Origin of the sequence: Pandoraea cepalis, from assembly GCF_902459665.1 — a bacterium.
In the GTDB taxonomy this organism is placed as follows: Bacteria; Pseudomonadota; Gammaproteobacteria; order Burkholderiales; family Burkholderiaceae; genus Pandoraea; species Pandoraea cepalis.
The window spans coordinates 344,878-369,821 of the sequence record NZ_CABPSL010000002.1; the positions used below are offsets into that span (position 1 = coordinate 344,878).

Here is a 24,944-nt window from a genome sequence, read left to right on the forward strand (position 1 = left end):
CTATACTACGTTCCGCGAGAAGTAGACTTTTGCGTTGAGTGAAAAGTCTCCAAACCTTGGCGCGGCCTCATTGGCCGCGCTTTTTTTTGTCTGCGTTTTTTGCCGCGTGTTCGGCTACGCGTAATGGCTCGCGCCGAGGGCGTCGCCGCAATCGCGCACGTGCGGAATGCGCAACTGCTTGAGCTTGCGATACAGCGACGCCCGGCAGAAGCCGAGGGTGCGTGCCGCTGCGGAAATGTTCCAGCGGTGTTGCGCGAGCGCCTGCAGAATGCGGTCGCGCTCTCGGTGGTCGTGCGGCGATGCCTGCGCACTTGCTTCGTTCGGGGCGGCGACGGGGCTCGACGCCACGACATCTCGCGCTTCCATGACACGCATCGCGACATTGCCACCTACATTGCGCGCCGGCGACGGCATGACAAGCTCTGGCGGCAGGTCGTCCATCTCCAGCATATTGCCAGCCATTACCGCGCACGCGTAACGCAACGCGGCGCGCATCTGGCGCAGATTGCCCGGCCACGCGTGGGAGAGCAGGCACGCCAAGACGTGCGGCGCTACGCGAGCCAATGCCTGATCGGCGCGCAATCCCGGCCACTCGTCGCACAGCATGCGCGCGATCAACTCGCGCTTGTCGTCGCGCTCGCGCAGTGTCGGCAGCGTGAGTACACCCACGGCGATGCGGTAGTAAAGATCTTCGCGGAACGTGCCCTGTGCCACTGCGCCGGCGAGATCCTGATGCGTGGCGCAGATGAGCTGAACGTTGACGGGCACCGGGCGACTCGCGCCCAGCGGCGTGACTTCCTGCTCCGAGAGCACGCGCAGCAGCCGCGTTTGAAGCGCATAAGGCATGTCTCCGATTTCGTCGAGGAACAGCGTGCCGCCGTCTGCCTGCTGCAACTTGCCTTTCATTCCGCCGGGCAGGGCGCCCGAAAACGCGCCGCGCTGATAGCCGAACAATTCGCTCTCGACGAGATGTTCCGGCAGCGATGCCGTATTGATCGCGACGAACGCTTGCGCGCGCCGCGCGCTGTACTCGTGCAGCGCGCGGGCCAGAAACTCCTTGCCCGTTCCCGTCTCTCCGAGGATCAACACCGGCAGTCCGCGATCGACGAAGCGCTTGCCGCGCGAGAGCAACGCGCGCATTCGGTCGTCGGTGCCGCACAGATCGTCAATGGCGAGATAGTCGGGGCGCATCTGAGAGGCGGCGGCGGGGGCGGCCGGTACCCGATGGATGCGCTCGGCGAGCGCGGTGACGTGGCTGAAGGCGGTACCGGCAGTGGCGGCGCCGAGGGGGGCGGCGGGGCCGACAGGTCGAGCGGGGGCTGACGCTACAGCAAGGTGAGCGGGCATGACTTGTCTCCTTCTCGTATCGGTACGAAAGGGCGCCGTCGGTGGCTTGTGGCCTGGCGATTCCTGACGTCTCTTTATGTCGCAGCCAGCTCGGGTGGCCAACCGCTGATGCAGGATACGACTGCCCAGTCATAACATCCAATACAATATAGATGCGCCATTAATACCTTTGGGGTATCAGATGATTGAGCTGCGCCATTTCCAGTACTTTGTGGTGCTCGCCGAGACCCTTCACTTCGGCCGAGCCGCCCAGCAATTGCATATCTCCCAGCCGCCGCTGTCGCGCCAGATCGCGCTGATGGAGGCAGAGCTGGGTGTGCAGCTTTTCGAGCGAACGCGCCGCAGCGTGCGCCTCACGCGCGCCGGCGCTCGCCTATATCAGGACGCGGTGGAAATTCTCAACTCGGTCGATCGGGCGCGCCGCAACGTCGTGGCGGCGAGCCGGGGAGAGGATGGCGCGATCACCGTCGGCTTCATGATGTCCTCGGCGTACAACATCCTGCCCGCGCTCACGCGCACGTATGCCGCCGCATATTCGCGCGTCGACATGAAATTGGCGGAAACGTTACCGAATCTGCTCGCCGAATCCGTGCGGGCTGGGCAGACCGACGTCGGCATCATGTATCGCCCCGAAGACCTGACCGGGCTCGATACGGCGACCGTGTTTCGTGAGGAGATGGTGGCGGTGCTCCCACGCACGCACCCGTTGGGGAAGGCGCGGGTGCTCGACGCCGCGCAACTGGCCGAAGAGTCGTTCGTGAGCATTCCGCGCGAGATCGCGCCGCTTGTCTATGACCTGGTCGTCGACCATTGCCGTCGCGCGGGATTCTCGCCGCATATCCGGCTCGAAACCAACCTGCAGCAGACCATCATCAACCTGGTGGGCGAAGGGCTGGGCGTGGCGATGGTGCCGATGTCGATGAGCAGTACGAGCGCGTTCGGCAATGCGGTTTTCAGACCGTTGCGCAACGCCCCGGTGGCGGAAGTGGCGCTACTGTGGAGCCGCGACAATCACAATCCGTGCGTCGAGACGTTTGTGGAGAACGCGCGAGCCGTGTGGCGCGATATGCAGCGCGCGCCGGGCGCTCGGCTGGTGCCGGATGGGCCGGACACCAGCGCGCGCTGAAGGCGGCGCGAGAGACAAGCGGGACGTCAGATTTCCAGAATGCCGGCGGCCACGAAGCCGCCGTCGACCGGCAGGATGTGGCCGGTCACATACGAGGCATCGTCCGACGCGAGAAAGCTCACGGCGCCAGCGATCTCACGCGGCTGCCCATAGCGGCCGAGCGGTGTCGTCTCCGTGTAGTGGCGACGCGAAATGTCGGAATGCAGCGCCTGCGTGAGCGGCGTGTCGACGGGACCGGGAGCGATCGCGTTGGCGGTGATGCCGAACGGCGCAAGTTCGATGGCCATCTGACGCGTGAGCCCGATGACGGCGGCCTTCGACGTGCCGTAGGCGGTGCGTCCGGCGCTGGCCAGAATGCCCGCCACCGACGCCAGATTGACGACGCGCCCCCAGCGTTGCTCACGCATGAGTCGCGCGGCGTGCTGCCCGCACAACAGCGTGCCCGTGAGGTTCACGGCCATGACCTGATGCCAGTGATCGAGCGGATAGTCGAGAAACGGAAACGTCTTGGCGATACCGGCATTGTTCACGAGCACGTCGCAGCGGCCATGGCGCTGCGCAATCTTTGCGAAGCCGTCGGCAATCGACGCCGCGTCGCCCACATTCATGCCCAGCGCCCACGCTGTGCCGCCCGCCGCGCTCAGTTTCTCCGCCGTTTCGGCGGCGGCGCCTTCGTTCAGGTCGGCGACCACCACGGTCATGCCGTCATTCATCAAGCGTTCGCAGATGGCGGCACCAATGCCCATTCCGCCGCCTGTCACCACCGCCACTTTCTCCATCATAATACGGACTCCTAAATTTAATGATTTTTACAGTCCGGGCTCCGCCGCCCGCAGTGCGGCGGAGCCCGTCGGTGAGATTGCGAAACCGTTAGCGGATTTGCGTTACTTCAGAAAGCCGATCGAGATCCAGGGGACGAGTACCACGAGCAGCAATGCGATGAACAGCGCGCCCATGTAGGTCCACATCCGGTTGAACACCTTGTCGGGCGAAGTCTTGCCGATGGCGCACGCAGCGTAGAAGCCAACGCCCAGCGGCGGGGCGAACAGTCCCATGCCCATCGAAAGAATCACGACCATCGCGTAATGCACGTCATGAATGCCCAGGGAGCGTGCCACCGGGAACAGGAGCGGTCCGAACAGCACGATGGCCGGAATGCCTTCGAGGACGCTGCCCAGGATGATGAACACGACCATCGAGATGAGCAGGAAGCCGACCTGACCGCCGGGCATGCCATGCATCAGACTGACCAGCGCGGCGGAGAACCCGGATTGCGTGAGCGCCCAGGCCATGGCCGTGGCCATGCCGATAATCAGCAGGATCGCGCCGGAGAGCGCGGCCGTTTCCGTCAACAGCGGATACAGGCGTTTGAAGTTCAGGTGCTTCTTGAACGCATGCACGATCAGGCCGATCACGACCGTGTAGGCGATGCCGACGGTCGAGACTTCGGTGGCCGTGGCGGCCCCCTCGATCACGGCCGTGCGGATGAGAATCGGCAGGGCGAGCGCCGGCAAGGCCACGATGAACGTCTTGCCGATCACGCGCCACGGCGCGCGGCGGGCCGCACTCGGCGCTTCCTTGCGCGAACGTGCGAAACACACCACGACGATGGCCAGCGTTGCGATGACCGCGGGCAGCAGGCCGCCGACGAAGAGCGAGGTGATCGATACACCGCACACGGCGCCGATCGTGATGAGCACCAGGCTCGGGGGGATCGTCTCCGTCATGGCGCCGGTCGACGAGAGCAGCGCCACGAGATCTTCCGGCTTCGAGCCGCGTCGCTGCATCTCGGGGAAGAGCGCGGGCGCAACGGCCGCCATGTCGGCCGCTTTCGATCCGGAAATGCCCGAGACCAGGAACATGGCGCCGAGCAGCACATATTGCAGGCCACCGCGCACGTGCCCGAGTAGCGCAGCCATGAATTCGATCAGGCTGCGTGCCAGCCCGCTCATTTCGATGAGCGCGCCGAGCAGTACGAACAGCGGCACCGACAGCAGGATGAGGCCTGACATTCCTTCGTCCATGCGGCTGACGACGATCTGCAGCGGGGCGTCGGTCACGAGCGCCAGATACGCCAGTGTTGCCGTCCCGAACGCAAACGCAATCGGAATGCCGCCGGCCACGCAGACGCCGACGATCAGCACGAAGAACACCAGCAGGTTGTAATTGCCCATGGCGATGAGCGCGGGGCGCCCAAGCCAGAGCGCGGCACCCAGCGTGGCCACGACCAGCACACCGAGTCCGAGCTGGCGCAGGCTCGAACAGCGCGCCAGGCGCGAGACGGCGGCAATGAGCATCAGCACCGCGCCCACGGGCAGGGCCGCGGCGCGCAGCCCGTCGGGAATTTCCAGCGCGGGCGTGGTGATGTCCATCTGCTCGATGGCATGCGAATACGCGGGCACGATAATGAGCGCGACGAATACGCAGACCGTGAGCGCGGCCATGGTCTGAAACCAGTCACGCCATGCCGCCGGAAGTTTGTTGACGATGGCGGACAGCCGCATGTGCTCGCCCCGGTCGAGCGCGAGCACGGCACCGAGCATCGATAACCAGATGAACAGGATCTGTGCCAGTTCGTCCGACCAGGTGAGCGGATTGTCGAACCCATAACGCGAGATCACCCCCGCGAGCAGGATGAGCGTCTCGGCCACCACCAGCAGCACGGCAACCGCTTCGGTGACTTTCATCACCGCGCGGTTGACGTGGCAGAAGAGGCGGGCAAGCGCGTGCGTCGGCTCGGCCGTCATCGTCAACGTTTCCATTTACGCAAGCTTCCCGGTGTACTTTTCGAGCATCGACCACGCCTCGTCGCCGAACTTCTTGTGCCATTCGGCATAGAACCCGGCGGCGCGAAGCTTGTCGCGGAACTGCTCGTTGTTCGGTGCGTTGAACACGAGGCCCTTCTGCTTGAGTTCGGTTGTCACGCTGTCGTTGAGCTTGCGCACATCGTCGCGTTGCGCGAGCGCGGCGGCGTTCACGTTGGCGGTGACGATCGCCTGCAGGTCCTTCGGCAGTTTGTCCCACTTCTGCTTGTTGCCAAGGAACCAGAAGCCGTCCCACATGTGGTTCGTCATCGACACGTACTTCTGCACTTCGTACAGCTTGGCCGTGGTCAGAATGGCCAGCGGATTTTCCTGGGCTTCGACGATGTGCGTCTGCAGGGCCGAATACACTTCGGAGAAGTTGATCGACGTGGGCGCGGCGTCGAAGGCGCGGAACATCGACGTCCACAGCGGGCTCGTCGGCACGCGGATCTTCAGGCCCTTGAGGTCGGCCGGCGAATTGATCGGGCGGCTGCTGGTGGTGATCTGGCGATACCCGTTTTCCCAGATCTTGTCGAAGGCGAACACCGAGGTTTTTGCGATCTGGCTGCGTACGTGGGCGCCCAGGTCGCCATCCATCGCGGCCCATACCTGACCGTAGTCCTTGAACGCGAAGCCCACGCCGGAGATCTGCGCCGAGGGCACGAGCGTGCCGAGAATCAGCGGCGAGAGCGTGAAGTAGTCGATGGCGCCCGAGCGAACCTGGCTCAGCATGTCGCTGTCGCTGCCCAACTGATTGTTCGGGTAAATCTGGAAGTCGATGCGACCTTTCGACTGCTCCGCGATCTTTTGCGCCATCTCTTTGGCGCGAACGTTCATCGGGTGGCTGACGGGAAGATTGTTGGCGAACTTCAGCGTGAATTCGGCAGCGTGCGCTTGCGTCTGATACAAGCCCGTGGCGGCGGCGGCCGACGTGGCGGCCACGACTTTGATGAAGTGGCGGCGATCCATGTTGCTCATACTGCATGTCTCCTGTTTTTAGGTTTGGTGACTGCGTCTGAAGCGCGAGGTGGGCGGACGTGTTGCCCTGCAACGCCTCGGCCATCTCGTAAGGCGAGCGTGAAGTGGCTCGCAAGTGGCTTGGCTATCTTACGCAAATCGAGTGCCAGATCGTCGTTCGAACGGGAAAACCCTTACGTTATTAAGCATTGTTGACCTCCCGCGCCGCGGACATTGTTTGGTTGGCCGACAGATCGTGCGACACCTGTCGCATCGGCCGCCCGTGCTGCGACACCTGTCGCATGCGGCAGACGACAACGATGCGACAGGTGTCGCTGGGTTTCCGGTGCGAGATGTCGCGTTGCGGTGCAGCAAACGGCGCTGACCCGGCGCGCCGACAAATTCGCTTGATGGGCCATCGACGGCGGCTTTACGCTTACGTCAACGGCGAGTGCGCCACGCACGGCGGGGCTGTGCCGCACAGGTCTGGCATTGAAATTGCTCACCGGAGCGGGATGACCTCATTTCTCCGGAGACACTTCATGGTTGCTGCATGCCTCACCGGCTGGGCCCACTCCCAGTTCGGAAAACTCGATAACGTCGATGCCGAAGTCCTGTTGGCCGATGTCGCCCAAGCCGCGCTCGACGACGCGGGCCTCGCGCCCGAGCAGATCGATTCCATTCACGTCGGCACGTTCAACGGTGGCTTCCTGTACCAGGACTTTCCGTCGTCGCTCGTTTTCAATCGCATTCCTGGACTACGTTTCAAGCCGGCCACGCGCTACGAAAATGCGTGCGCAACGGGGTCGGCGGCCGTGCACGGCGGTTTGCAGTCCATCGAGGCGGGCAAGGCCACCCACGTGCTCGTGATCGGGTTCGAGAAGATGACCGAATTGGCGACGCCGCAAGTTGGCGAAGTCCTGCTCAAGTGTTCGTATGCACGCGAGGAGGCCGACATTCCGGGCGGCTTCGCAGGCGTGTTCGGCACGATCGCGCAGGCCTATTTCGATCGCTATGGCGATCAGTCCGACGCCCTGGCACGCATCGCGGCGAAGAACCATCGCAATGGGTCGGTGAATCCTTACGCGCACATGCGTCGCGACTTCGGTTACGACTTCTGCCGCAACGTCTCCGAGAAGAATCCGTTCGTGGCCGGGCCGCTCAAGCGCACCGATTGCTCCATGGTGTCCGACGGCGCGGCGGCGCTCGTGATCTCGAAGGCCGACGTGGCGCGCACGATGCCCAAGGCGGTCGGTTTTCGCGCGGCGGTGCAGGTCAACGACTACCTGCCGCTCTCGCGGCGCGATCCGCTGGCGTTCGAAGGCGGCCAGCATGCGTGGCGTCAGGCATTGGGGGTGGCCGGTGTGTCGTTGAAGGATCTGTCGCTGGTCGAGACGCATGATTGCTTCACGATCGCCGAGCTGATCGAATACGAGGCGATGGGCCTGGCCAAACCGGGGCAGGGTGCGAGCCTGGTCGCCGAGGGCGTGACGGAGAAGAACGGTCTGCTGCCGGTCAACCCGTCGGGGGGCCTGAAGGCGAAGGGCCATCCGGTCGGCGCCACGGGCGTGTCGATGCACGTGATGGCCGCGATGCAACTGACGGGGACCGCGGGCGAGATGCAGATTCCCAATGCACGGCTCGCGGGCGTGTTCAACATGGGCGGCGCGGCGGTGGCCAATTACGTGAGCATTCTCGAAGCGCGCTGATGCTTCGCTTGAACGGTGGTGAGGCAGGCTGCCCGGCATTTGCCGGGCGGGACTGAGCGAAAAGAACGAGGAGACGAGCGACATGCTCAAGAAGGTCATGAATCTCGGCCGCCTGCTGGCCGACGTTGCCCGACGTCATCCGGACGAGCCCGGCCTGATCGTCGGCGACAAGGTCAGCACATGGGGCGAGATCGATGCGCGCGTGAACGCCGCCGTCGATGCGCTGCGCAAGCTGGGCGTGGGCAAGGGCGACAAGCTGCTGGTTCACTCGCGCAACAACCTGCCCATCTTCGAGAGTGCATGGGTCGCCTTTCGACTGGGCGCGGTGTGGGTGCCGACGAACTTCCGTATTACCGCACCGGAGGCGGCGTACCTGGGCCAATCGAGCGGTGCGTGCGTGATGATCTACGACGCTGGCTTCGAGGGGCACGTCGACGCCGTGCGCGCCGCGTCGCCCGCGTTGCGCCATGTGATCGCGCTGGGCGAGCCACGCGCAGGGGAATTGCATTACGAGACGCTGGTCACGGAACATCAAGGCGCGCCCGGCTACGAGGCGGAAGTCGAGTACGAAGATCCACTGTGGTTCTTCTATACGTCGGGCACGACCGGGCATCCGAAGGCGGGCGTGCTCTCGCATGGGCAGATGGCGTTCGTCGTGACGAATCACCTGGCCGACCTGATGCCCGGCATCACCTATCGCAGCCGCTCGATGGTGGTGGCGCCGCTCTCGCATGGGGCGGGCATTCACGCCATCGTCAATACGGCGCGTGGGGCGGCCAGCGTGCTGCTGCCGGGCGAGAAGATGGATGCCGAACAAGTTTGGCAGGCGATCGAGCGTCATGGCGTCGACAACATGTTCACGGTGCCGACCATCGTCAAGATGCTGGTCGAAGACCCGGCCGTCGATCGCTACGACCATCGCTCGCTGCGGTTCGTGATTTACGCCGGGGCGCCGATGTATCGCGCCGATCAGAAATATGCGCTGCGCAAGCTGGGGCGGGTGCTGGTGCAGTACTACGGGCTGGGCGAGGTGACGGGCAACATCACCGTGTTGCCGCCGTGGCTGCACACCGATGACGACGACGCACCCGACGCGCGCGTGGGCACCTGCGGCGTGCCGCGTACCGGTATGGAGGTGGCGATTCTCGACGAGCGTGGCGAGCGTCAGCCGCCGTTCGCGTCGGGCGAGATCTGCGTGCGCGGTCCGGCGGTCTTCATGGGATATCACAACAATCCGGAGGCGAATGCCAAGGCGTTCAAGGACGACTGGTTTCACACCGGCGATCTCGGACACGTCGATGCGCAGGGGTTCCTGTACATCACGGGCCGCGCGTCGGACATGTACATCTCGGGCGGCTCGAACGTCTATCCGCGCGAGATCGAGGAAGCGTTGCTCACGCACCCGGCCGTGTCGGAGTGCGCGGTGCTTGGCGTGCCCGACCCCAAGTGGGGCGAGAGCGGGCTTGCCGTGGTGGTCGCCCGGGAAGGCATGGCCGCTCAGGCCGATGAACTGCTCGGACATCTCGAAGCGCGTATCGCCCGCTACAAGTGGCCGCGGCGCTTCGTATTCTGGAATGCCATGCCCAAGTCGGGCTACGGCAAGATCGTGAAGAAGCAAATCAAGACGATGCTCGAAGAGCAAGGAGACTATCGACTATGAAACCTGCGCTTTCACGGATCTATCGACATGCAGGCGCCCCCACGTTACCCCGTGTGGAAGACTGCGTGTTGAGCGGGCAGCACGAACTGCGCGTCACGATCCGGTCGGGTGCGAATCTCGGCGAGTCCTTACGCGAAGCGTTATCCCGTTATGCGTATGGTGGCGGCGTCGGCCGTTTTTGCGCGGGCACCGCGCGAGGTCTGCGGTATCACATGATCGAGACCACCGCCGACGCGGAGCGTCCCTTTGGCTATGGGGCGCCGGTCGACGAAATCCGGGAGGTGGATCTGATCGGTGGCGCGATCACCGTGGGCCGCACGGCCGACGGCGCCACGCTGCTGCATTGCCATGCGGGATTTTCCGACCCGAGCGGCGAGTTGCATGGCGGCCATCTGATTCTCGATCACACGTGGGCCGGCGACGAGCCGGTCGTGATTCGCCTGTGTTTGTTCGAGCGCGGCGGCTACGTGAGCGCGGATGACGAGGAGACGCGTTTCCGTCTGCTGCATCCCATCGCGGGAGATCGCTCATGAGCGCCGAACTGGATATCCCGGTCGACATCGAGAACGGCACGCTGGGCAGGTTGGTCGTGGCGCGTCTCAAACCCAATCAGGACTTGACGGAAAGCATCGAAGCGCTGTGTGTGGAGCATGCCATCTCGCGCGCCATCGTGCGCGGTGCCGTGGGAAGTCTGATCGACGCGCGTCTGGCGTTTCGCGCGGGCGACGGCTGGCGCGAACAGCGGGTGAGCGGCCCCGGGGTGGAAATCCTCAATGTGTTCGGTGAGGTCGACGTACGGCCCGAAGCCGTGAGCGAGCTTCCCACACTGCACGGGATGGTCGCCGATACCGACGGGCGCATGTTCGCCGGGCGCTTCGTGCGCGGCGGCAACCTCTCGTTCATCACCATTGAAGTGACGCTGCAGGAGTGGTTGCCCGCATAGGGGGCGTAGGCATCGATCAGGGCAAGGCAAACGGGGAGTCTTAGGACTCCCCGTTGCTTTAGGGCGTACGCCGTAGCGGCTCAGGCGACCGTCGGGTGCACCAGCCCGTCTTCACGGAACATGTGCTTGATGCCGCGCACGGCCTGACGAATGCGCGACTCGTTCTCGATCAGGGCGAAGCGCACATATTCGTCGCCGTACTCGCCGAAACCGATGCCTGGTGAGACCGAGACCTTGGCCTGCGCGAGCAGCTTCTTCGCGAATTCGAGTGAGCCGAGCGCGCGATACGGTTCGGGAATGCGCGCCCAGATGTACATCGACGCGCGCGGCAGATCGACGTCCCAACCCGCTTCCGTCAGGCCTTTGTAGAGCACGTCGCGGCGGCGCTGATACTGTGCGCGAATCTCTTCGACGCAGTGTTGATCGCCTTCGAGCGCGGCGATGGCGGCGACCTGCAGCGGCGTGAACGTGCCGTAGTCGTGATAGCTCTTGATGCGCGCGAGCGCGGCGACGAGTTCGGCATTGCCGACCATGAAGCCGATGCGCCAGCCGGCCATGTTGTAGCTCTTTGAGAGCGTGAAGAATTCGACGGCCACGTCCTGCGCGCCGGGCACTTGCATGATCGATGGCGCTTTGTAGCCGTCGTAGACGATATCGGCGTAGGCCAGATCGTGCACGACGAGAATGTCGTGCTTGCGCGCGAGGTCGACCACCCGCTCGAAGAACTCGAGTTCGACGCACTGGGCGGTGGGGTTCGACGGGAAGCCGAGGATCACCATCTTGGGTTTCGGATGGCTTTCTCGAATGCCGCGCTCAAGTTCGGTGAAGAAGTCGATGCCGGGCGTCATCGGCACGGAGCGGATGTTCGCGCCCGCGATGACCGCGCCGTAGATGTGAATCGGGTACGACGGATTCGGCACGAGCACCGTATCGCCTTGATCGAGCGTGGCGAGCATCAGGTGAGCGAGGCCTTCCTTCGAGCCGATCGTGACGATGGCTTCGCGCTCGGGATCGAGGTCGACGTCGTAACGATCCTTGTACCAGCGTGTGATCGCGCGGCGCAGACGCGGAATGCCGCGCGACGTCGAATAACCGTGGGTGTCGGGGCGTTGCGCGACTTCGACGAGCTTGTTGACGATGTGCGGCGGGGTCGCCCCGTCGGGGTTGCCCATCGAGAGATCGATGATGTCCTCGCCACGGCGGCGCGCGGCCATCTTCAGCTCGGCGGTGATATTGAAAACGTAAGGGGGAAGACGATTGATGCGCGTAAAGCTGCGCGAGCCCTGAGAGCTGGACATGAGAATCCTGGAACGTAAGCGCCCGGAACCGTCCGAGCGACGCCGGTGTGCTGGCCACACCGTGACGGTGACTGTAGCGCGACGCGGGGCGCTTGGGCAAGTGAATTTTGCTGGGCCAGGCGGCGAACCCGTCGGTTATGATGATCGGCCGCGAATTCGAGGAAAAGGAGTGTCGATGGCGTACCTGTACCTGCTGGTGGCAATCGTGGCGGAGGTGATTGCCACTTCGGCACTGAAGGCCTCGGAGGGATTCACGCGCGTGGGGCCGGTGGCGCTGGTTGTGGTGGGCTACGGCGTGGCGTTCTACATGCTGTCGCTCACACTGCGCACAATTCCCGTGGGCGTGGCTTATGCGATGTGGTCGGGGCTCGGCATCGTGCTCATCTCGATCGCCGCACGCGTGTTGTTCGGTCAGAAGCTCGATGCCCCTGCGCTGATCGGCATGGCGCTCATCATCGCGGGCGTGTTGGTGATGAATCTCTGGTCGAAGTCGTCGGCGCATTGACGGGCGTGGTGCTTGAATGCACGAGCGTTCCGGCGCGCATGCGCCTGACCTGGCCTCGCGTCAGGCTTCGTGTCGGGCCTCGTTTTCCGCTTCGGCCAGCACGGCCTTGAGGGCGGAGATGCAGGTGTCGATCTCCGAGCGTTCGATGACGAGCGGCGGTGCGAGGCGCAGCACGGTCGCGCGCGTTTCCTTGGCGAGCACGCGACGGCGCAGCATGCGCAGGGACAGGTCGTGTGCGTCGGCGCGTGCGGGATCGATTTCGATGCCGGCCCAGAGGCCGCGGCCCCGGACTTCGCGAATGAGCGGCGAGTGAATCGCGTGTAATCGCGAGAGCAGGTATTCCCCCATCTCGGCACTGTGTCCCGGCAGGTCTTCGTCGGCCATGACGTCGAGCGCTTCGAGCGCGACGGTCGCGGCGAGGGCGTTGCCGCCGAAGGTCGAGCCGTGGCTGCCGGGCTCGAACAGGTCGATGATGTCGCGTCGTGCCACGAAGGCCGACACAGGGAGCAGGCCGCCGCCGAGTGCTTTGCCGAGCATGACGCCGTCGGGCACGATGTCTTCGTGCTGATAGGCGAACCAGCGGCCGGTGCGTCCGAGGCCCGACTGGATTTCGTCGAGCAGCATGAGCACGTTGTGTTCTGTGCAGAGCTGTCGCAGGGCGCGCAGGAAGCCGTCGGGCGGGACCACGATACCGCCTTCGCCCTGGATCGTTTCGAAGAGGACGGCGCAGGTGTTGGGGGTGATGGCGGCGCGCACGGCGTCGATATCGCCGAAGGGCACGCGCACGAATCCGGGCGCAAACGGGCCGAAGTCGGCGCGATAGGCGGGTTCGGACGAGAAGCCGACGATGGTGGTGGTGCGACCGTGGAAGTTGCCGTCGGCGACGATGATTTCGGCTTTGTCGGCGGGAATGCGTTTGGCGCTGTAGCCCCAGCGGCGGGCGGCCTTGATGGCGGTTTCGACGGCTTCCGCGCCGGTGTTCATCGGCAGGGCGCCGCCAAGCGTGGTGAGGTCGCACAGCCGTTCAAGGAAGGCGCCGAGGCGGTCGGTGTAGAAGGCGCGGGAGACGACGGCGAGGCGTTGTGCCTGCGCGGTGAGCGCGGCGACCAGACGAGGATGCGCATGACCGTGGCTGACGGCGGAGTAGGCACTCATCATGTCGAGATAGCGGTTGCCCTCGACATCCCAGACCCAGACGCCCTTGGCGTGCGAGAGCACGACGGGCAGCGGCGCGTAGTTGTGGGCGCCAAAGCGTTGTTCGCGTTCGATTTCGTTCATGCTCGCGCTCCTCCACGTTGCCAGTCTAAAGGCGAACGAGACGACACGCAAAGGGGGACATCTCCTGAAGCGACGCCGATGAAATTGGCATGCGCGTGCGCTATAATCGTCGATTGCTTGGGCGTGATGCGTTATCTCGCCACAGCAAGACCCGCCGGCAGCGACGTCTTGTCGCTGCCATCACGCACTGCCCATAGCTCAGTTGGATAGAGCATCGGCCTTCTAAGCCGACGGTCGGGGGTTCGAATCCCTCTGGGCAGGCCAGCTTCCCACGCGATTTCTTTCGATTGTGCGGATCGGTTTGCGAAGCATCTATTGTGTCTGATGTCGGGTGCCTTTTGCTTTAGGGAAGCATTCTCGTCTTGATCAGCTTCTGAACTCATAAGACTGCTACAACTCGTAGCGTAGGCATCTAGATGGTCAACATCGGGGTTTCGGAAACGATGGTCGCGATGTAATCCATCACCACGCGGACAGGTTTTGATCGACGTAAGTCGCGATGAACTACTAGCCAAATATCTCGCGCGAACGCACTTCCGTCGTGTTCCAGCCTAACCAGATCCCCTTCGGTATCGCCCATGAAGCACGGAAGTCCCGCGACGCCGGCGCCACCGCGCGCGGCGGCGAGATGGCCGCTGATGTCGCTCAATGTGCATCCCACCGGGCGGCCGTTTGCAATTTTCAATAGCCATTGTTGCTGAGGCATGTCGGCCAACGATGCGTCGTAAGCAATAAACGTCCAATCGGCCGGCGGCACCGTACGCGCGTAATCCTTGTGCGCGTATAGCGCGAAGGGCATGCGGCCGATGCGCCGCGCCACATTGCTGGGCTCTTTGGGCCGAACCAACCGCAGTGCGATGTCCGCTTCGCCGCGACTAAGGGATATTTGCTGAGCCTGGGCCAGTAGAGAGAGTTGAATTCCGGGGTGCGTCTCACGCAAGCTGGCCAGACGTTTTGCCAGGAAGTGGGCGACCAGTACCGGTGGCGCACTCAAGGCGACCTTCCCGTCCAGTGGGACATGTTGAGCGCGGGCAAGTCGGGCAATGTCAAAGGAAGCCGTCTCCATATGCTTGGCGAGTTCCAGAACCTTCTTTCCGTCGGGCGTCAATCGGCACGAGCGCGGCAGCCGTTCAATCAGAGACATTTGCAGTTCAGCCTCGAGAGCGTTCAATCGCCGACTCACCGTCGCGTGATCGACGTGCATCGCACGCGCTGCGCCAGAAAGCGTGCCTGCATGAGCGACGGCCAGGAAATGACGTAAATTCTCCCAATCAAACATCTGTGCATTTTCTCCAGGTTGAGTTGCAATTATAGGTAATTTACGCACAGACATCGACTGCCTAACATGGCATCAGTTTGTTACGTCAAGGATGTGCGTCATGCTCTCTTCCAGACCTTCGTCGCGTGGTACGTTGGCGGCTTCCGCCTTGGGATTGGTCGTTGTGCTGTTGGACGTTAGCGTTGTCAATGTCGCCCTGGAGGCCTTGCGACAGAAATTTTCGACTGATGTTGCGGGGTTGCAGTGGGTGGTCAACGCTTACACCTTGGCGTTTGCCGCGTTACTGTTGACTAGCGGAGCGATGGGCGACCGCTTTGGGGCGCGGCGCGTCTTTTCCTGGGGGTTGATCCTTTTTACATTGGCGTCGCTCATCTGTGGGCTCACGGATGAACTGAGCGGGTTGGTTGCCGCGCGGCTGCTTCAAGGTGTGGGTGCCGCGATGCTGGTGCCCAACTCGCTTTCCATACTACAAAGGGCGTTCCAACCGGGTGAGGAGCGTGGCCGCGCCGTGGGTTGGTGGGGGGCAGTGGGAGGCCTGTCACTGGCCGCCGGTCCGGTCTTGGGCGGCCTGCTGGTGACGCATTTGGGTTGGCGCTCGATTTTTCTAGTCAATCTACCCGTCGGGTTGATTGGCATTTACCTGACCTTGCGCTACGTAACGCCTGACGGGGAAGGTCACCGACGGCGTTTAGACTGGCCCGGACAGGCAACGGTGGTGTTTGCACTAGCGTCGCTGACTGCCAGCCTTATCGAAGCCAGTAGCCTTGGATGGGGCGATACGCGGGTTCAATCGGGGTTGTTGCTGGCTATCGCCGCGCTGTTTGTCTTTGTCTGGATCGAGTGGCGCACCCAAGACCCGATGTTGCCAATGACGTTGTTTCGTGCGCCAACGTTCATGGCTTCAACGGCTTCGGGTCTGATTGTGAACTTCTCGTATTACGGCCTGGTGTTTGTGCTGAGCCTTTTCTTCCAGTCGCAGTGTCGGTTTTCTCCTCAGCAGACGGGACTCGCTTTCTTGCCGATGACCGTCATATTGGTCGCGGCAAACATTGTGGCAGGAAGGCTCATCACCCGCCTTGGGGCGCGTCGCATCATGGTGCTTGGTTTGGGGCTGGCCGCGTGTGGATATTTGCTGATGCTGTTGGCAAGCTTCGACGGGCGCTACGGCATGCTGATCGTACCTATGTTAATCGCGGGTAGCGGCGTCGCGTTGACGATTCCCACCATGACCAATGTGACACTTTCATCGGTGGAGGCGTCGCGCGCAGGCATCGCATCCGGCGTTCTTAATTCCGCGCGCCAGATCGGCGGAATGTTAGGGGTCGCCGTGTTTGGCTATCTGGTTCGCGACACGGCTTCACACGCGTTCTTGTATGGCATGCACGCGGCAATGGCGATTGCGGGTTCTCTACTATTTCTGTGTAGCATGATGTGTTTGTATTGCATGCCAAAGCGAGAATATCGGGAAGTCGTCGTTGGATCGACGAAGGCGAATTCTTCATCCGAACTGTGTGGACGTGGATGAGCCGGTTCGGAAGGTGAACGAAATGAGGCAGGCCCGGTTCTCGGTAGAATTCCACTGATCGTTTCAGGAGGAAAAATGTTCGTTGTTCTCTTGCATTACCTTCAGCCGCTGGCCGACATCGAGGCGTTCCTTCAGGAGCATCGCGAGTATCTTGAGCGTCAATACGCTGCCGGTCACTTCGTGGCGTCTGGGCCTCAAGTCCCTCGGGTTGGCGGCGTTATCCTGGTGCGCAATCTAGGGCGGGAAGCGTTGGATGCCGTGTTGGCGCAGGATCCGTTCTACCGAGAAGGCATCGCCCAGTATCAGATCATTGAGTTTGCTCCGAACAAGTTCGCGGCGGGTGCGCAATGGGTACTCTGTGGGGATCACTGACAGTCGTCGCAGACGTCGTTCCTGGCCAGTACGATTCAGCGATTCCGTGAGGCGCCGCCGGGTTGGCGAATTCGCATTGTTCCGGGATGTCGCTCAATCTACTGGCGCAGGTCGACTCAGGCGAGATCGCCCTCGCCGCTGCCACGCACATCAATACCTCATATAGCCGTCATCGCTTCGCGCTCTTCAGCCGTGAGAATGGGGCCGTCCAAAGTAACTTGCGAGTGGTCGTCCCTGAACTTCGCGATGATCGGCTTCAGCTCGCTCTTGATGTGCTTTTCGCTGTAGCCGTTGAACAGGTGGCCGAGCAGGCCTCGACGCAAGTCGCTGCTCCCCATGTACCAGTCGGCAATCGGGAACGTCAGGTTCATGTTGTATTTCATCATGATGCCCATGTTGTGGTGGGCGGTGTGATGCCGGCGAATCGTATTGATGAAAGGCATGTTGCGCACGAACCAGTTCTCATGACAGTGACAGCAGTAATGGAACGTCTCGTAGATCACATATTGGCCGACCATCGTCAGAAAGACCATCCAGCCGGCATTCGGCCCCAGGATCAGTGAGGTCAGATAGCCGAGGGCACCGCCGCCAACGCCCAGCGTCATCAGCACGCGCCACGGAAAGAAGACGATGCGAAATTCGCGCGTCGTGTCGATCGTCGACAACTGGTCGCTGAAGTATTGGTGGTGCTGACGAGTGTGGCGGTTGTAAATCTCGCGCAAGCCCCAGACATTCACGCGACGATGCATCACGAAGCGATGCATGAACCACTCCACGAAGTTGCCCGCCAGGAAGACCGGAATCATCAACAGCCATTCCCACGTCGGGTGCTGCAACCGGCTGACGGCATAGACGACCGCACCGATGGCCACGATATACATCACGACGATGTGCAACAGGCCGTTGTACATCGGGCTGATGTCGGATTTGTACTGCTCTCGGAATTTCAATTGACGCTCGGTAATCATGGGTTGTCTCCTGCGTTTAAATCAATCGGATGGCGCTCGTGGAAGGGGTATCGGCGGGCAGGATTGCCCACCGATCAGCGCGTCAATGCGAAACGTCCTCAAGCGATCGGCCTTTGGTCTCCACGCCCAGCAGCAACACGGCGAGCGCTGCAATGACGAAGGAGAGGGCGCCCAGGGTGAAGACGCCCGCCTGTCCCCACGAGGGAAGCAGTACGCCAATGGCAAAGGGGCCTGCCAGGGAGCCGACGCGTCCGATGGACGACGCGAAGCCGGAGCCTGTCGCGCGCGTGCGGGTCGGATAAAGCTCGGGCGTGTAGGCGTACAGCACCGACCACATGCCGAACAGGAAAAATTGCATCATCAGTCCGGCGGCAATCAATTGTTCGATAGGGGCCTTGGTGCCAGCGGCCTGACCGTAAAGGTATGCGGCTGCCGCACTTCCCAGCAGCATCAGTGCGCACGTTGGCTTGCGGCCCCATTTCTCCAGCAACCACGCCGAGAACATGAACCCGGGAATCCCCGCCAGCGAGATGTAGACCGTGTAGAGAACCGATTTGGTCAGCTCATAGCCGGCCTGTTGAAGCAGCGCTCCCAGCCACGTCGTCAGTCCGTAGTAGCCGAGTAAGGCGAAGAACCACGTGGTCCAGAGCATGACCGTCCGTTTGGCATAGATGCCGGTCCAAAGCTCGGCGAAGAGCGCCTTCCTGCCGGTTTGGGCGCGAGGCGCGCTCGGCGTCAATGTGGGCGCGGGCAACTTGCGTCCGTAGGCTTTCTCCACCTTGGCCTCGATGCTATTCATCACGTCCGAGGCTTCGGTCATCCGTCCGGTGTCTTCAAGCCACCGAGGCGACTCGGGCACCACGCGCCGGATGACGAACACAAACACGGCCGGGACCGACAAGGCGATGAAAATGCCACGCCAGCCGATGACCGGAAGCATGAAGTAAGAGAGCGCGCCGGCAACGATGAACCCGATGGGCCAAAAACCTTCTAGGATTGCTACATACTTGCCACGGCTTTTGGCCGGCACGATCTCCGAGACCATCGACAGGCCGATGGGGAACTCCATGCCCATGCCAAAGCCCAGCACCACCCGGTACAACATCAGCGAATCGACGTTGTGCGCGAAGCCGCACATCAGACTACCGACGCCCCAGAAAATCATGCTGATCTGGAAGACCGGCTTTCGGCCGAATTTGTCCGCGAGCAGGCCCGCTATCGCAGCGCCGGCAAACATCCCAAGGAAGCTGGCGCTGGCCAGCAGTCCTGTTTGCGAGGCCGAGAGGCCGAATTCCGTCTTGATCGACCCCAGAACAAAGGTCATCAGACCCAGGTCCATGGAATCGAAGAACCAGGCGGTGGCAATGATCGAGAACAGCGTTCTCTGGTAGCGGGTCATCGGCAGCCGCTCTAGACGCGCGGCAACCCCAACACCCAGCCGCGAAGCGGCGACGGACATATCCATATTTGTGTCTCCTCCAATGTATGTTGCTGATAATCAGCTAACATGTTAGACATCGAGGCGCAAAGAGGCCGGTAGGCCCGGCCGAATTCTAGTGGTGTCTTTGCGTCGCTACAGCGTCGGGCAGAAATGCTCAATCTGCGGCGAGTCTCGCTGTCGTCTCGTCTTGAAGACGGTTATGCCACGCGTTATTGATAATGTCCGCATAGCTGTCTTCAATATTCCCAACCGGGAACGCTTTCGCCAACCGAGTCACGCCGAGCGAATCGGTGAGCAATTCCTGTAGCGATGTCCGCGCGACGCCAAACGCGTTGAGATCGGTGGGAATCCCAAGCTTGCCGACCAGTTCGCGCAATTGGTGCGGTAATGCGCGCACCGCCTGGACTTCGTCGGCCGTCTGAATGCCGAACATTCGGGCGACCTCCAAAAGTTCGGCATGTCGGGACTCGCGCAGGGCGTCGATGACATAGGGCAAGACAACGGCATTCGTCGCCCCGTGGGATTGGTGCGTCAGAGCGGCGACGCCGTAAGCAATGCCATGCACCGCATTCAGCCCTGCGCTGCCGTAGGACATCGCCGCATAGACGCTCGCATAGCACATGCCGACCCGTGCCTCGACATCGTGTCCGTCCTGATAGGAACGAAGCAGATACTGGGCGCAAAGCCGGATGGATTCGCGCGCAAACATCATGGTCAAGCCGCTGCGACCGCTATAGCCCGGGTCGACGTTGCCGCCTCGCTCGAACCGGCTTGAGTCAAGGGTGACAAACGACTCGAGCGCATGCGTCAGGGCGTCGATGCCGGATTCCGCCGTGACTTTGGGCGGGCAGGTGAAGGTGAGTTCGGGGTCGATGGCGGCGATGACCGGGCGAAGCCGATTGTCCATTACGGCGGTCTTGATACCGGTGGACGTGTCGAACAGAATGGTGCCGGGAGTCAGCTCAGAGCCCGTGCCCGCCGTCGTGGGCACCGAGACGTGGTCGATGACCGGTGTATCGCTCGTGATGCCGGCACTGAAGTCGCGAATGGGCCGCCCTGCAGTCAGGGTGACGCACAGCGCCTTGGCCAGATCGATGTTGCTGCCGCCGCCCAGGGAAATGATGTGGTCGGGCAGATGACCGTCAAGATGGACGCGCAGTTCGGCCGTCGCACGGTCGCACAGGTCGGTCGTGGGGTCGGGTTGGCCGCCCGCAAAGACATCGACGTGAATACCGAGGCGTTCGCAGGCGCTCACGTAGTCGTTCACCCAAGGGGTTCGATCCGAAAAGAAGCGATCGGTGACGAGCAATCCTCGCCGATAGCCGATGCTCTGCAAAAGATGGGGAAGCTTTTGACGGTAGCCGCGCTCGATGATCAGTCGGGAGGGGGCACAAAAGTGGATGCAATCGTCAAGCCTCATGAATTTGTCTCCGGGGTGCTCGGGCATCGGGATGCCATGCTGTATTGCGTGAGAAAGTGGCGCATGGCGACGCAGACCGCTTGCGTGTTCTGCGTCAGGATCGAGTGGCGCGCGCCCGGAATCACTTGCAGCGTTGCGCAGCGAATTCCCTCTCGCATGCGATGTGCGTGCTCGATGGGACAGTCTTCGTCGTCGCTGCCGTGGATGAGCAGCGTGGGCACGTCGACGTGCGCCAGATGCCGGAGGTGGGAAATCCGCTTCAGCGCATTCCATGTCCACGACACAGTGAGCGGATCCGCCGCGTGCGTCAGGCCCAAGCGCATTTGCCTGTGCCGAATTTCGTCGAGTAGGGCAGTCTCTTCGGACGCCTTGAACCAGGCAACCTCGTCCAACTGCGCGGTGCCGGACAACAGCACAATGGCCGCCGGCGGGTGATGACGCGCCGTGCCGTTCGCCAACTGCGCCATCAACTCGAGGATGACCGATACCCCCATGCTCCAGCCGGCCAGCGCATAGGGACGAGCGCCGACTTCCTGTTCAATCGACAGGCTGGCAATCCGCGCGAAGTTGTCGGTGCTGCATGCCTTTGGCCCGCTTGGCGATTCGGCGTCGCCGCGACCGGGCATGTTGGGCAAGACGAAATGGAATGCGTCTCCCAATGCGGTCGCGACAGGAATCCAGGAGTCGCTCGTGCCTTGAATGCCATGCAGGGCGACGACCGGAAAGCCCTCGGGCATTCCTACATGGCGAATATCCATCGCGTGCCCCTTCTGTAAGTAATATATTAGTTGATTAATAATAGCATGTCAGTCTGTGAAAACAAGTCGTCGACACCGAGGGAAAACTCGGGGGTAGGCGAGGGGCGAGCAAAAATGGTGAGGTGATGTGGCACTGCGCACCGCAGACGTACAGCGCGCGGTGCGCCGTCGAAGCCTTGAGAGCAGGTGATATACAATTAATATTTGCTCTGAAGCATCGACCCAATGGCGACAAAAAAAGCGACGCAACGCACGGGGAAACCAGTGCCCCATGTACCGGATGACGCACGGGAAGCCATCCCGCGAGGTCGCATGGTCGATATGGCTTACGAGTGGATTGAAGAGGCGATCGTGACGCTGCGGCTCGCGCCGGGGTCGACCTTGTCGGAACTGCAACTGAGCGAGATGACGGGCTTTGGCCGAACGCCGATCCGGGAGGCCGTGCAGCGACTGGCCCGCGAGCATTTGATCGTGGTGTTGCCGCAACGAGGGCTACTCATCCCGCCGATGGACGTCGCCAAGCAACTGCGCTTGCTGGAGACGCGACGTGAGGTGGAGCGCTTGATTGCGCGAAGCGCAGCAAAGAAGGCGACGGCCGAACAGCGCGAGCATTTCACGCGTCTGGCGAAGGCATTCAAGAGTTCGGCCCGCAGCGGCAAGGATGTGGAGTTCGTCCGCGCCGACCGCGAGTTCAACGAATTGTGCCTCGTGGCCGCGCGCAACGAGTTCGCCGAGGGCGCGATGCGTTTGTTGCACGGACTGGCGCGCCGCTTCTGGTACTACCACTACAAGGAAGCGGCCGATTTGCCCACGATGGCACGCCTGCATGCGGAAGTCGCGGAAGCGATTGCCGCGGGCGAAGTGAAGCGCGCAGGCGACGCCCTCGATGCGCTGTTGGACAATATCGAGGCATTCACGCGAGCCACGGTGCTGGGCGAGCGAGCCTAGTGGCGGAATTTCCCCTGGCTTGTCTGACAAAGGCGGCGACAGGCGCGCCGCCCCAAACTCAAATCGCCGACGGGTGGCGCGCCAGCGGCGTCACCGAGATGTCCATGTACGGGAACAGGGGCAACTGGCTCAGCAGCGTGTGCAGCTCGTCGTTGCTCTCGACATCGAAGATGCTGTAGTTGGCATATTCCCCGACCACGCGCCAGATGCTGGGCCACTTGCCCGAGCGTTGCAACGATTGAGAATACTCTTTTTCCGCCGCCTTGATACGCGCAGCCTCTTCCGCCGGCACCGTATCGGGAATCCGAACGATCATATGAACCAGATACAGCATTTCACTCTCCTTGAAGCGCGGGCGAAGTGCCCTTGACAGTCACAGGTGGGGCCACGCCACGACGACTGTGATATGAATCGCACGGAGATCGGTTGCGACCTCCGATGCGCCTCGCGTCAGGCAAGCGCCCTGGCGAGGAACTGGACCAGCGCGGCCTCGAACTGCGCCGGCGCCTCGATGTTCGACAGATGCGAGGCCGGCACCGACACCACCGTCGATCCGGCGATGGCGCGTTGCATCGCCTGCGCATCGGCCACCGTCGTCACCGGGTCGAACTCGCCGGCGATCAACAGTGTCGGTACCTTGATCGCCGAGATCTCGTCTCTGAGGTCAGAGGTCGCCAGGGCGTCGCAGCACGACGCGTAGCCTTCCGGCGCAAGCGCCGCAATCCCGGCCTGCGCGAGCGCCACGCGCGCCGGCTCGCGGGCGATGAAGCCCTCGGTAAACCAGCGCGACGGCGAGGATGCGGCCAACGCCGCCATCGCAGCTTTTCCATCTGTACGGACCTGCGTGGCGCGGGTCGTCCACCCCTCGGTCGTGCCGATCCTGGCGGCGCTGTTGCACACCGCAATCGCGTTGAAGCGCGTTGGCGCATGCAGACCCAGCCACAAGCCCGTATGCCCGCCCATCGATACGCCGCAGAAGCTCGCGCGAGGCACGTCCAGCGCGTCGAGCAGCGCGACGACGTCATCGCCCAACTGGTCGAACGTATAAGGCCCCTGCGTGACGATGCTGCCGCCGTGTCCTCTCGTGTCGTAGCGCACGACACGGAAGTCGCGCGCCAAACCCGGCACCTGCGCGTCCCACATCTCCAGCGTCGTGCCGAGCGAGTTGCTCAGCACTAGCACCGGCGCGGATACCGGGCCGGAAATCGCGACGCGAAAGCGGCCGTTTCTCGTTTCGATATACGTGTCGCCGGGCGTTTCAATCGCCGTGTCGAGGATGGCGGACATACGGTGTCTCTCTCAGGTCGGCGGGAATGGCGGCACGTGCGTGCCGCCATTCGGTGCGCCATAGGGTTTGGATGGAAGGCGATGGGCATGCACCCGTGTCGTTCGGCGCAACACCCGGCGGGCCGCAGTGCGCAGGTCGCTCGCGGAACCCGGCCTATCGCGCGCCAGTGACGACGCGCTGCGTGTCGCGACGATAGTGGGCGAGCTTGTCCTCGTCGATCGTGACGCCCAGGCCCACGCCGGTGGGCAGGTGCAGCGCGAACTCGCGGTAGGTCGGCCGCTCGACGACGATATCGTCCTTGAGCAACAGCGGCCCGAACAGCTCGGTACCCCAGGCGAGTTGACGAAGCGTGCAGAAGCAGTGCGCCGCCGCGATCGAGCCGATCGTGCCTTCGAGCATGGTGCCGCCATAGAGCGCGACACCCGCGGCATCGCCAACGGCGGCGGCACGCAGCGTGCCGTAAAGACCGCCAGCCTTGGCGATCTTCAGAGCGAACACATCGGCACAACCGCCGCGCACGAGTTCAATGGCGTCCTCGGCACCGAGGATCGCTTCGTCGGCCATGATCGGCACGACAAAGCGAGCCGCCAGTCGCGCCAGGCCGGCGCGCTGGTCGCGTGGGATCGGTTGCTCGATCAGGTCGACGCCGGCGGCTTCGAGCGCGGCGATGCCCGTGGCCGCTTCCGCTTCGTTCCATGCCTGATTGACGTCCACCGTGACGCGCGCACGGTCGCCCAGGGCGCGCTTGATCGCGGCAACGTGGGCCACGTCATCGCTTACGGCCCGCCGTCCGATCTTGAGCTTGAAGGTGTTGTGGCGGCGCTCGGCCAGCAGGCGCTCAGCCTCGTCGATGTCGCGTGCGGTATCGCCACTGGCCAGCGTCCAAAGCGTCGGGAGCGTTTCGCGCACCGCGCCGCCCAGGAGCGTGACGAGCGGCACGCCAAGACGCTTCGCCTGGGCATCGAGCAAGGCCGTTTCCAGCGCAGACTTGGCGAAGCGATTGCCGCGCGCGACCTTGTCCAGGCGCACCATGGCCGCGTGCACATTGGTGGCGTCGACCTCGCTCAATGCGGGCGCGAGATAGGTGTCGATCGCGAGCTTGATGCCCTCCGGGCTTTCCTCGCCGTAGGACAACCCACCGATCGTGGTGGCCTCGCCGATGCCTTCGATGCCGTCGCTGCAACGCAGCCTGACGATCACCAGTGTTTGCTTCTGCATCGTCGTCATCGCGAGCTGGTGCGCGCGAATCGTCGGCAGGTCGACCAGAATGGCCTCGATGGAGCTGACGGTTGGTTTCATACCCGGGAGATACAGTTGG

At 62.8% G+C, this 24,944-nt stretch carries 23 protein-coding genes, 1 tRNA gene and 1 pseudogene; 11 read left to right on the forward strand and 14 right to left on the reverse strand.

The annotated features are described in order from the left end of the window. Positions 1-114: 114 nt before the first annotated feature. Positions 115-1,347, reverse strand: coding sequence for a sigma-54-dependent Fis family transcriptional regulator (locus PCE31106_RS05960; RefSeq protein ID WP_367649256.1), 1,233 nt, complete (start codon positions 1,345-1,347; stop codon positions 115-117). Positions 1,348-1,528: 181 nt separating this feature from the next. Between PCE31106_RS05960 and PCE31106_RS05965 the strand changes: the two genes are divergently transcribed. After that, positions 1,529-2,473, forward strand: a complete 945-nt coding sequence (locus PCE31106_RS05965; protein ID WP_150562690.1) for a LysR family transcriptional regulator — start codon at positions 1,529-1,531, stop codon at positions 2,471-2,473. Positions 2,474-2,499: 26 nt separating this feature from the next. Here PCE31106_RS05965 and PCE31106_RS05970 read toward each other — a convergent pair whose 3' ends face one another. The 3 genes from PCE31106_RS05970 to PCE31106_RS05980 form a co-directional block, all read right to left on the reverse strand. Continuing rightward, positions 2,500-3,255, reverse strand: coding sequence for an SDR family NAD(P)-dependent oxidoreductase (locus PCE31106_RS05970; protein WP_150562691.1), 756 nt, complete (start codon positions 3,253-3,255; stop codon positions 2,500-2,502). A 102-nt stretch (positions 3,256-3,357) separates the two neighbouring features. After that, a complete protein-coding gene (locus PCE31106_RS05975) occupies positions 3,358-5,220 on the reverse strand; it encodes a TRAP transporter large permease (RefSeq protein WP_051060184.1) in 1,863 nt (620 codons plus the stop codon). A gap of 15 nt (positions 5,221-5,235) precedes the next feature. Continuing rightward, on the reverse strand, positions 5,236-6,255 hold the full coding sequence (locus tag PCE31106_RS05980) for a TRAP transporter substrate-binding protein (protein ID WP_017233946.1): 1,020 nt from the start codon (positions 6,253-6,255) through the stop codon (positions 5,236-5,238). Between the two features lie 521 nt (positions 6,256-6,776). Between PCE31106_RS05980 and PCE31106_RS05985 the strand changes: the two genes are divergently transcribed. From PCE31106_RS05985 to PCE31106_RS06000, 4 genes are read left to right on the forward strand one after another with little or no spacing between them, the layout of a single operon-like run. Beyond that, positions 6,777-7,943, forward strand: a complete 1,167-nt coding sequence (locus PCE31106_RS05985; RefSeq protein WP_150562692.1) for an acetyl-CoA acetyltransferase — start codon at positions 6,777-6,779, stop codon at positions 7,941-7,943. A 52-nt stretch (positions 7,944-7,995) separates the two neighbouring features. Further along, on the forward strand, positions 7,996-9,603 hold the full coding sequence (locus PCE31106_RS05990; RefSeq protein WP_302476045.1) for an acyl-CoA synthetase: 1,608 nt from the start codon (positions 7,996-7,998) through the stop codon (positions 9,601-9,603). After that, positions 9,600-10,136 carry a PPC domain-containing DNA-binding protein gene (locus PCE31106_RS05995; protein WP_254440926.1) on the forward strand — a complete coding sequence of 179 codons (537 nt, stop codon included), beginning with the start codon at positions 9,600-9,602 and terminating at the stop codon, positions 10,134-10,136. Before PCE31106_RS05990 ends, PCE31106_RS05995 begins: the two co-directional genes overlap by 4 nt. Then, positions 10,133-10,546, forward strand: coding sequence for a PPC domain-containing DNA-binding protein (locus PCE31106_RS06000; protein ID WP_017233942.1), 414 nt, complete (start codon positions 10,133-10,135; stop codon positions 10,544-10,546). The genes PCE31106_RS05995 and PCE31106_RS06000 overlap by 4 nt, the downstream gene beginning before the upstream one ends. A gap of 80 nt (positions 10,547-10,626) precedes the next feature. Here the strand turns inward: PCE31106_RS06000 and alaC are convergent, their stop codons facing one another. Then, a complete protein-coding gene (gene alaC / locus PCE31106_RS06005; RefSeq protein ID WP_150562694.1) occupies positions 10,627-11,844 on the reverse strand; it encodes an alanine transaminase in 1,218 nt (405 codons plus the stop codon). A 175-nt stretch (positions 11,845-12,019) separates the two neighbouring features. On the opposite strand from alaC, the gene PCE31106_RS06010 reads away from it, so the two are divergent. Continuing rightward, positions 12,020-12,349, forward strand: coding sequence for a DMT family transporter (locus PCE31106_RS06010; protein WP_017233940.1), 330 nt, complete (start codon positions 12,020-12,022; stop codon positions 12,347-12,349). 60 nt (positions 12,350-12,409) lie between these two features. On the opposite strand, the gene rocD is transcribed toward PCE31106_RS06010, so the two are convergent. After that, positions 12,410-13,627: an ornithine--oxo-acid transaminase gene (gene rocD, locus PCE31106_RS06015; RefSeq protein WP_017233939.1), complete on the reverse strand. Its 1,218-nt coding sequence runs from the start codon at positions 13,625-13,627 to the stop codon at positions 12,410-12,412. A 187-nt stretch (positions 13,628-13,814) separates the two neighbouring features. Between rocD and PCE31106_RS06020 the strand changes: the two genes are divergently transcribed. Beyond that, positions 13,815-13,891 (forward strand) — tRNA-Arg (locus PCE31106_RS06020). Between the two features lie 148 nt (positions 13,892-14,039). Here PCE31106_RS06020 and PCE31106_RS06025 read toward each other — a convergent pair. Beyond that, entirely contained in the window at positions 14,040-14,906 is an 867-nt protein-coding gene (locus PCE31106_RS06025) for a LysR family transcriptional regulator (protein WP_150562695.1), read from the reverse strand. A gap of 100 nt (positions 14,907-15,006) precedes the next feature. Here PCE31106_RS06025 and PCE31106_RS06030 point away from each other — a divergent pair, with 100 nt between their 5' ends. From PCE31106_RS06030 to PCE31106_RS24240, 3 genes and pseudogenes are all read left to right on the forward strand, one after another. Beyond that, complete coding sequence (locus PCE31106_RS06030) at positions 15,007-16,431, forward strand: MFS transporter (RefSeq protein WP_150562696.1); 1,425 nt, start codon at positions 15,007-15,009, stop codon at positions 16,429-16,431. A gap of 75 nt (positions 16,432-16,506) precedes the next feature. Continuing rightward, a complete protein-coding gene (locus PCE31106_RS06035; protein ID WP_150562697.1) occupies positions 16,507-16,803 on the forward strand; it encodes a YciI family protein in 297 nt (98 codons plus the stop codon). 3 nt (positions 16,804-16,806) lie between these two features. Further along, positions 16,807-16,940: pseudogene (locus PCE31106_RS24240) on the forward strand (LysR family transcriptional regulator); the annotation flags it as partial. Between the two features lie 21 nt (positions 16,941-16,961). Here the strand turns inward: PCE31106_RS24240 and PCE31106_RS06045 are convergent. From PCE31106_RS06045 to PCE31106_RS06060, 4 genes are all read right to left on the reverse strand, one after another. Next, complete coding sequence (locus tag PCE31106_RS06045; RefSeq protein WP_150562698.1) at positions 16,962-17,771, reverse strand: sterol desaturase family protein; 810 nt, start codon at positions 17,769-17,771, stop codon at positions 16,962-16,964. Positions 17,772-17,853: 82 nt separating this feature from the next. Then, complete coding sequence (locus tag PCE31106_RS06050; protein WP_150562699.1) at positions 17,854-19,236, reverse strand: MFS transporter; 1,383 nt, start codon at positions 19,234-19,236, stop codon at positions 17,854-17,856. Between the two features lie 130 nt (positions 19,237-19,366). After that, positions 19,367-20,632, reverse strand: coding sequence for an iron-containing alcohol dehydrogenase (locus tag PCE31106_RS06055; RefSeq protein ID WP_150562700.1), 1,266 nt, complete (start codon positions 20,630-20,632; stop codon positions 19,367-19,369). After that, the gene (locus PCE31106_RS06060) at positions 20,629-21,390 is read right to left on the reverse strand and encodes an alpha/beta fold hydrolase (protein WP_150562701.1); all 762 of its coding nucleotides are present in this window, start codon (positions 21,388-21,390) and stop codon (positions 20,629-20,631) included. The genes PCE31106_RS06055 and PCE31106_RS06060 overlap by 4 nt, the downstream gene beginning before the upstream one ends. A 312-nt stretch (positions 21,391-21,702) precedes the next feature. Between PCE31106_RS06060 and PCE31106_RS06065 the strand changes: the two genes are divergently transcribed. Beyond that, positions 21,703-22,338 carry a GntR family transcriptional regulator gene (locus PCE31106_RS06065; RefSeq protein ID WP_017233930.1) on the forward strand — a complete coding sequence of 212 codons (636 nt, stop codon included), beginning with the start codon at positions 21,703-21,705 and terminating at the stop codon, positions 22,336-22,338. Between the two features lie 58 nt (positions 22,339-22,396). On the opposite strand, the gene catC is transcribed toward PCE31106_RS06065, so the two are convergent. The 3 genes from catC to PCE31106_RS06080 form a co-directional block, all read right to left on the reverse strand. Beyond that, complete coding sequence (gene catC / locus PCE31106_RS06070; RefSeq protein WP_017233929.1) at positions 22,397-22,672, reverse strand: muconolactone Delta-isomerase; 276 nt, start codon at positions 22,670-22,672, stop codon at positions 22,397-22,399. A gap of 116 nt (positions 22,673-22,788) precedes the next feature. Further along, positions 22,789-23,625, reverse strand: a complete 837-nt coding sequence (gene pcaD / locus PCE31106_RS06075) for a 3-oxoadipate enol-lactonase (protein WP_150562702.1) — start codon at positions 23,623-23,625, stop codon at positions 22,789-22,791. A 154-nt stretch (positions 23,626-23,779) separates the two neighbouring features. After that, a complete protein-coding gene (locus tag PCE31106_RS06080) occupies positions 23,780-24,925 on the reverse strand; it encodes a muconate/chloromuconate family cycloisomerase (RefSeq protein WP_150562703.1) in 1,146 nt (381 codons plus the stop codon). Positions 24,926-24,944: the final 19 nt, after the last annotated feature.

Coding starts and splice junctions, on each gene's coding strand:
- PCE31106_RS05960 (WP_367649256.1), bottom strand. CDS start 1,347: ATGCCCGCTCACCTTGCTGTAGCGTCAGCCCCCGCTCGACCTGTCGGC.
- PCE31106_RS05965 (WP_150562690.1), top strand. CDS start 1,529: ATGATTGAGCTGCGCCATTTCCAGTACTTTGTGGTGCTCGCCGAGACC.
- PCE31106_RS05970 (WP_150562691.1), bottom strand. CDS start 3,255: ATGATGGAGAAAGTGGCGGTGGTGACAGGCGGCGGAATGGGCATTGGT.
- PCE31106_RS05975 (WP_051060184.1), bottom strand. CDS start 5,220: ATGACGGCCGAGCCGACGCACGCGCTTGCCCGCCTCTTCTGCCACGTC.
- PCE31106_RS05980 (WP_017233946.1), bottom strand. CDS start 6,255: ATGAGCAACATGGATCGCCGCCACTTCATCAAAGTCGTGGCCGCCACG.
- PCE31106_RS05985 (WP_150562692.1), top strand. CDS start 6,777: ATGGTTGCTGCATGCCTCACCGGCTGGGCCCACTCCCAGTTCGGAAAA.
- PCE31106_RS05995 (WP_254440926.1), top strand. CDS start 9,600: ATGAAACCTGCGCTTTCACGGATCTATCGACATGCAGGCGCCCCCACG.
- PCE31106_RS06000 (WP_017233942.1), top strand. CDS start 10,133: ATGAGCGCCGAACTGGATATCCCGGTCGACATCGAGAACGGCACGCTG.
- alaC (WP_150562694.1), bottom strand. CDS start 11,844: ATGTCCAGCTCTCAGGGCTCGCGCAGCTTTACGCGCATCAATCGTCTT.
- PCE31106_RS06010 (WP_017233940.1), top strand. CDS start 12,020: ATGGCGTACCTGTACCTGCTGGTGGCAATCGTGGCGGAGGTGATTGCC.
- rocD (WP_017233939.1), bottom strand. CDS start 13,627: ATGAACGAAATCGAACGCGAACAACGCTTTGGCGCCCACAACTACGCG.
- PCE31106_RS06025 (WP_150562695.1), bottom strand. CDS start 14,906: ATGTTTGATTGGGAGAATTTACGTCATTTCCTGGCCGTCGCTCATGCA.
- PCE31106_RS06030 (WP_150562696.1), top strand. CDS start 15,007: ATGCTCTCTTCCAGACCTTCGTCGCGTGGTACGTTGGCGGCTTCCGCC.
- PCE31106_RS06035 (WP_150562697.1), top strand. CDS start 16,507: ATGTTCGTTGTTCTCTTGCATTACCTTCAGCCGCTGGCCGACATCGAG.
- PCE31106_RS06045 (WP_150562698.1), bottom strand. CDS start 17,771: ATGATTACCGAGCGTCAATTGAAATTCCGAGAGCAGTACAAATCCGAC.
- PCE31106_RS06050 (WP_150562699.1), bottom strand. CDS start 19,236: ATGGATATGTCCGTCGCCGCTTCGCGGCTGGGTGTTGGGGTTGCCGCG.
- PCE31106_RS06055 (WP_150562700.1), bottom strand. CDS start 20,632: ATGAGGCTTGACGATTGCATCCACTTTTGTGCCCCCTCCCGACTGATC.
- PCE31106_RS06060 (WP_150562701.1), bottom strand. CDS start 21,390: ATGGATATTCGCCATGTAGGAATGCCCGAGGGCTTTCCGGTCGTCGCC.
- PCE31106_RS06065 (WP_017233930.1), top strand. CDS start 21,703: ATGGTCGATATGGCTTACGAGTGGATTGAAGAGGCGATCGTGACGCTG.
- catC (WP_017233929.1), bottom strand. CDS start 22,672: ATGCTGTATCTGGTTCATATGATCGTTCGGATTCCCGATACGGTGCCG.
- pcaD (WP_150562702.1), bottom strand. CDS start 23,625: ATGTCCGCCATCCTCGACACGGCGATTGAAACGCCCGGCGACACGTAT.
- PCE31106_RS06080 (WP_150562703.1), bottom strand. CDS start 24,925: ATGAAACCAACCGTCAGCTCCATCGAGGCCATTCTGGTCGACCTGCCG.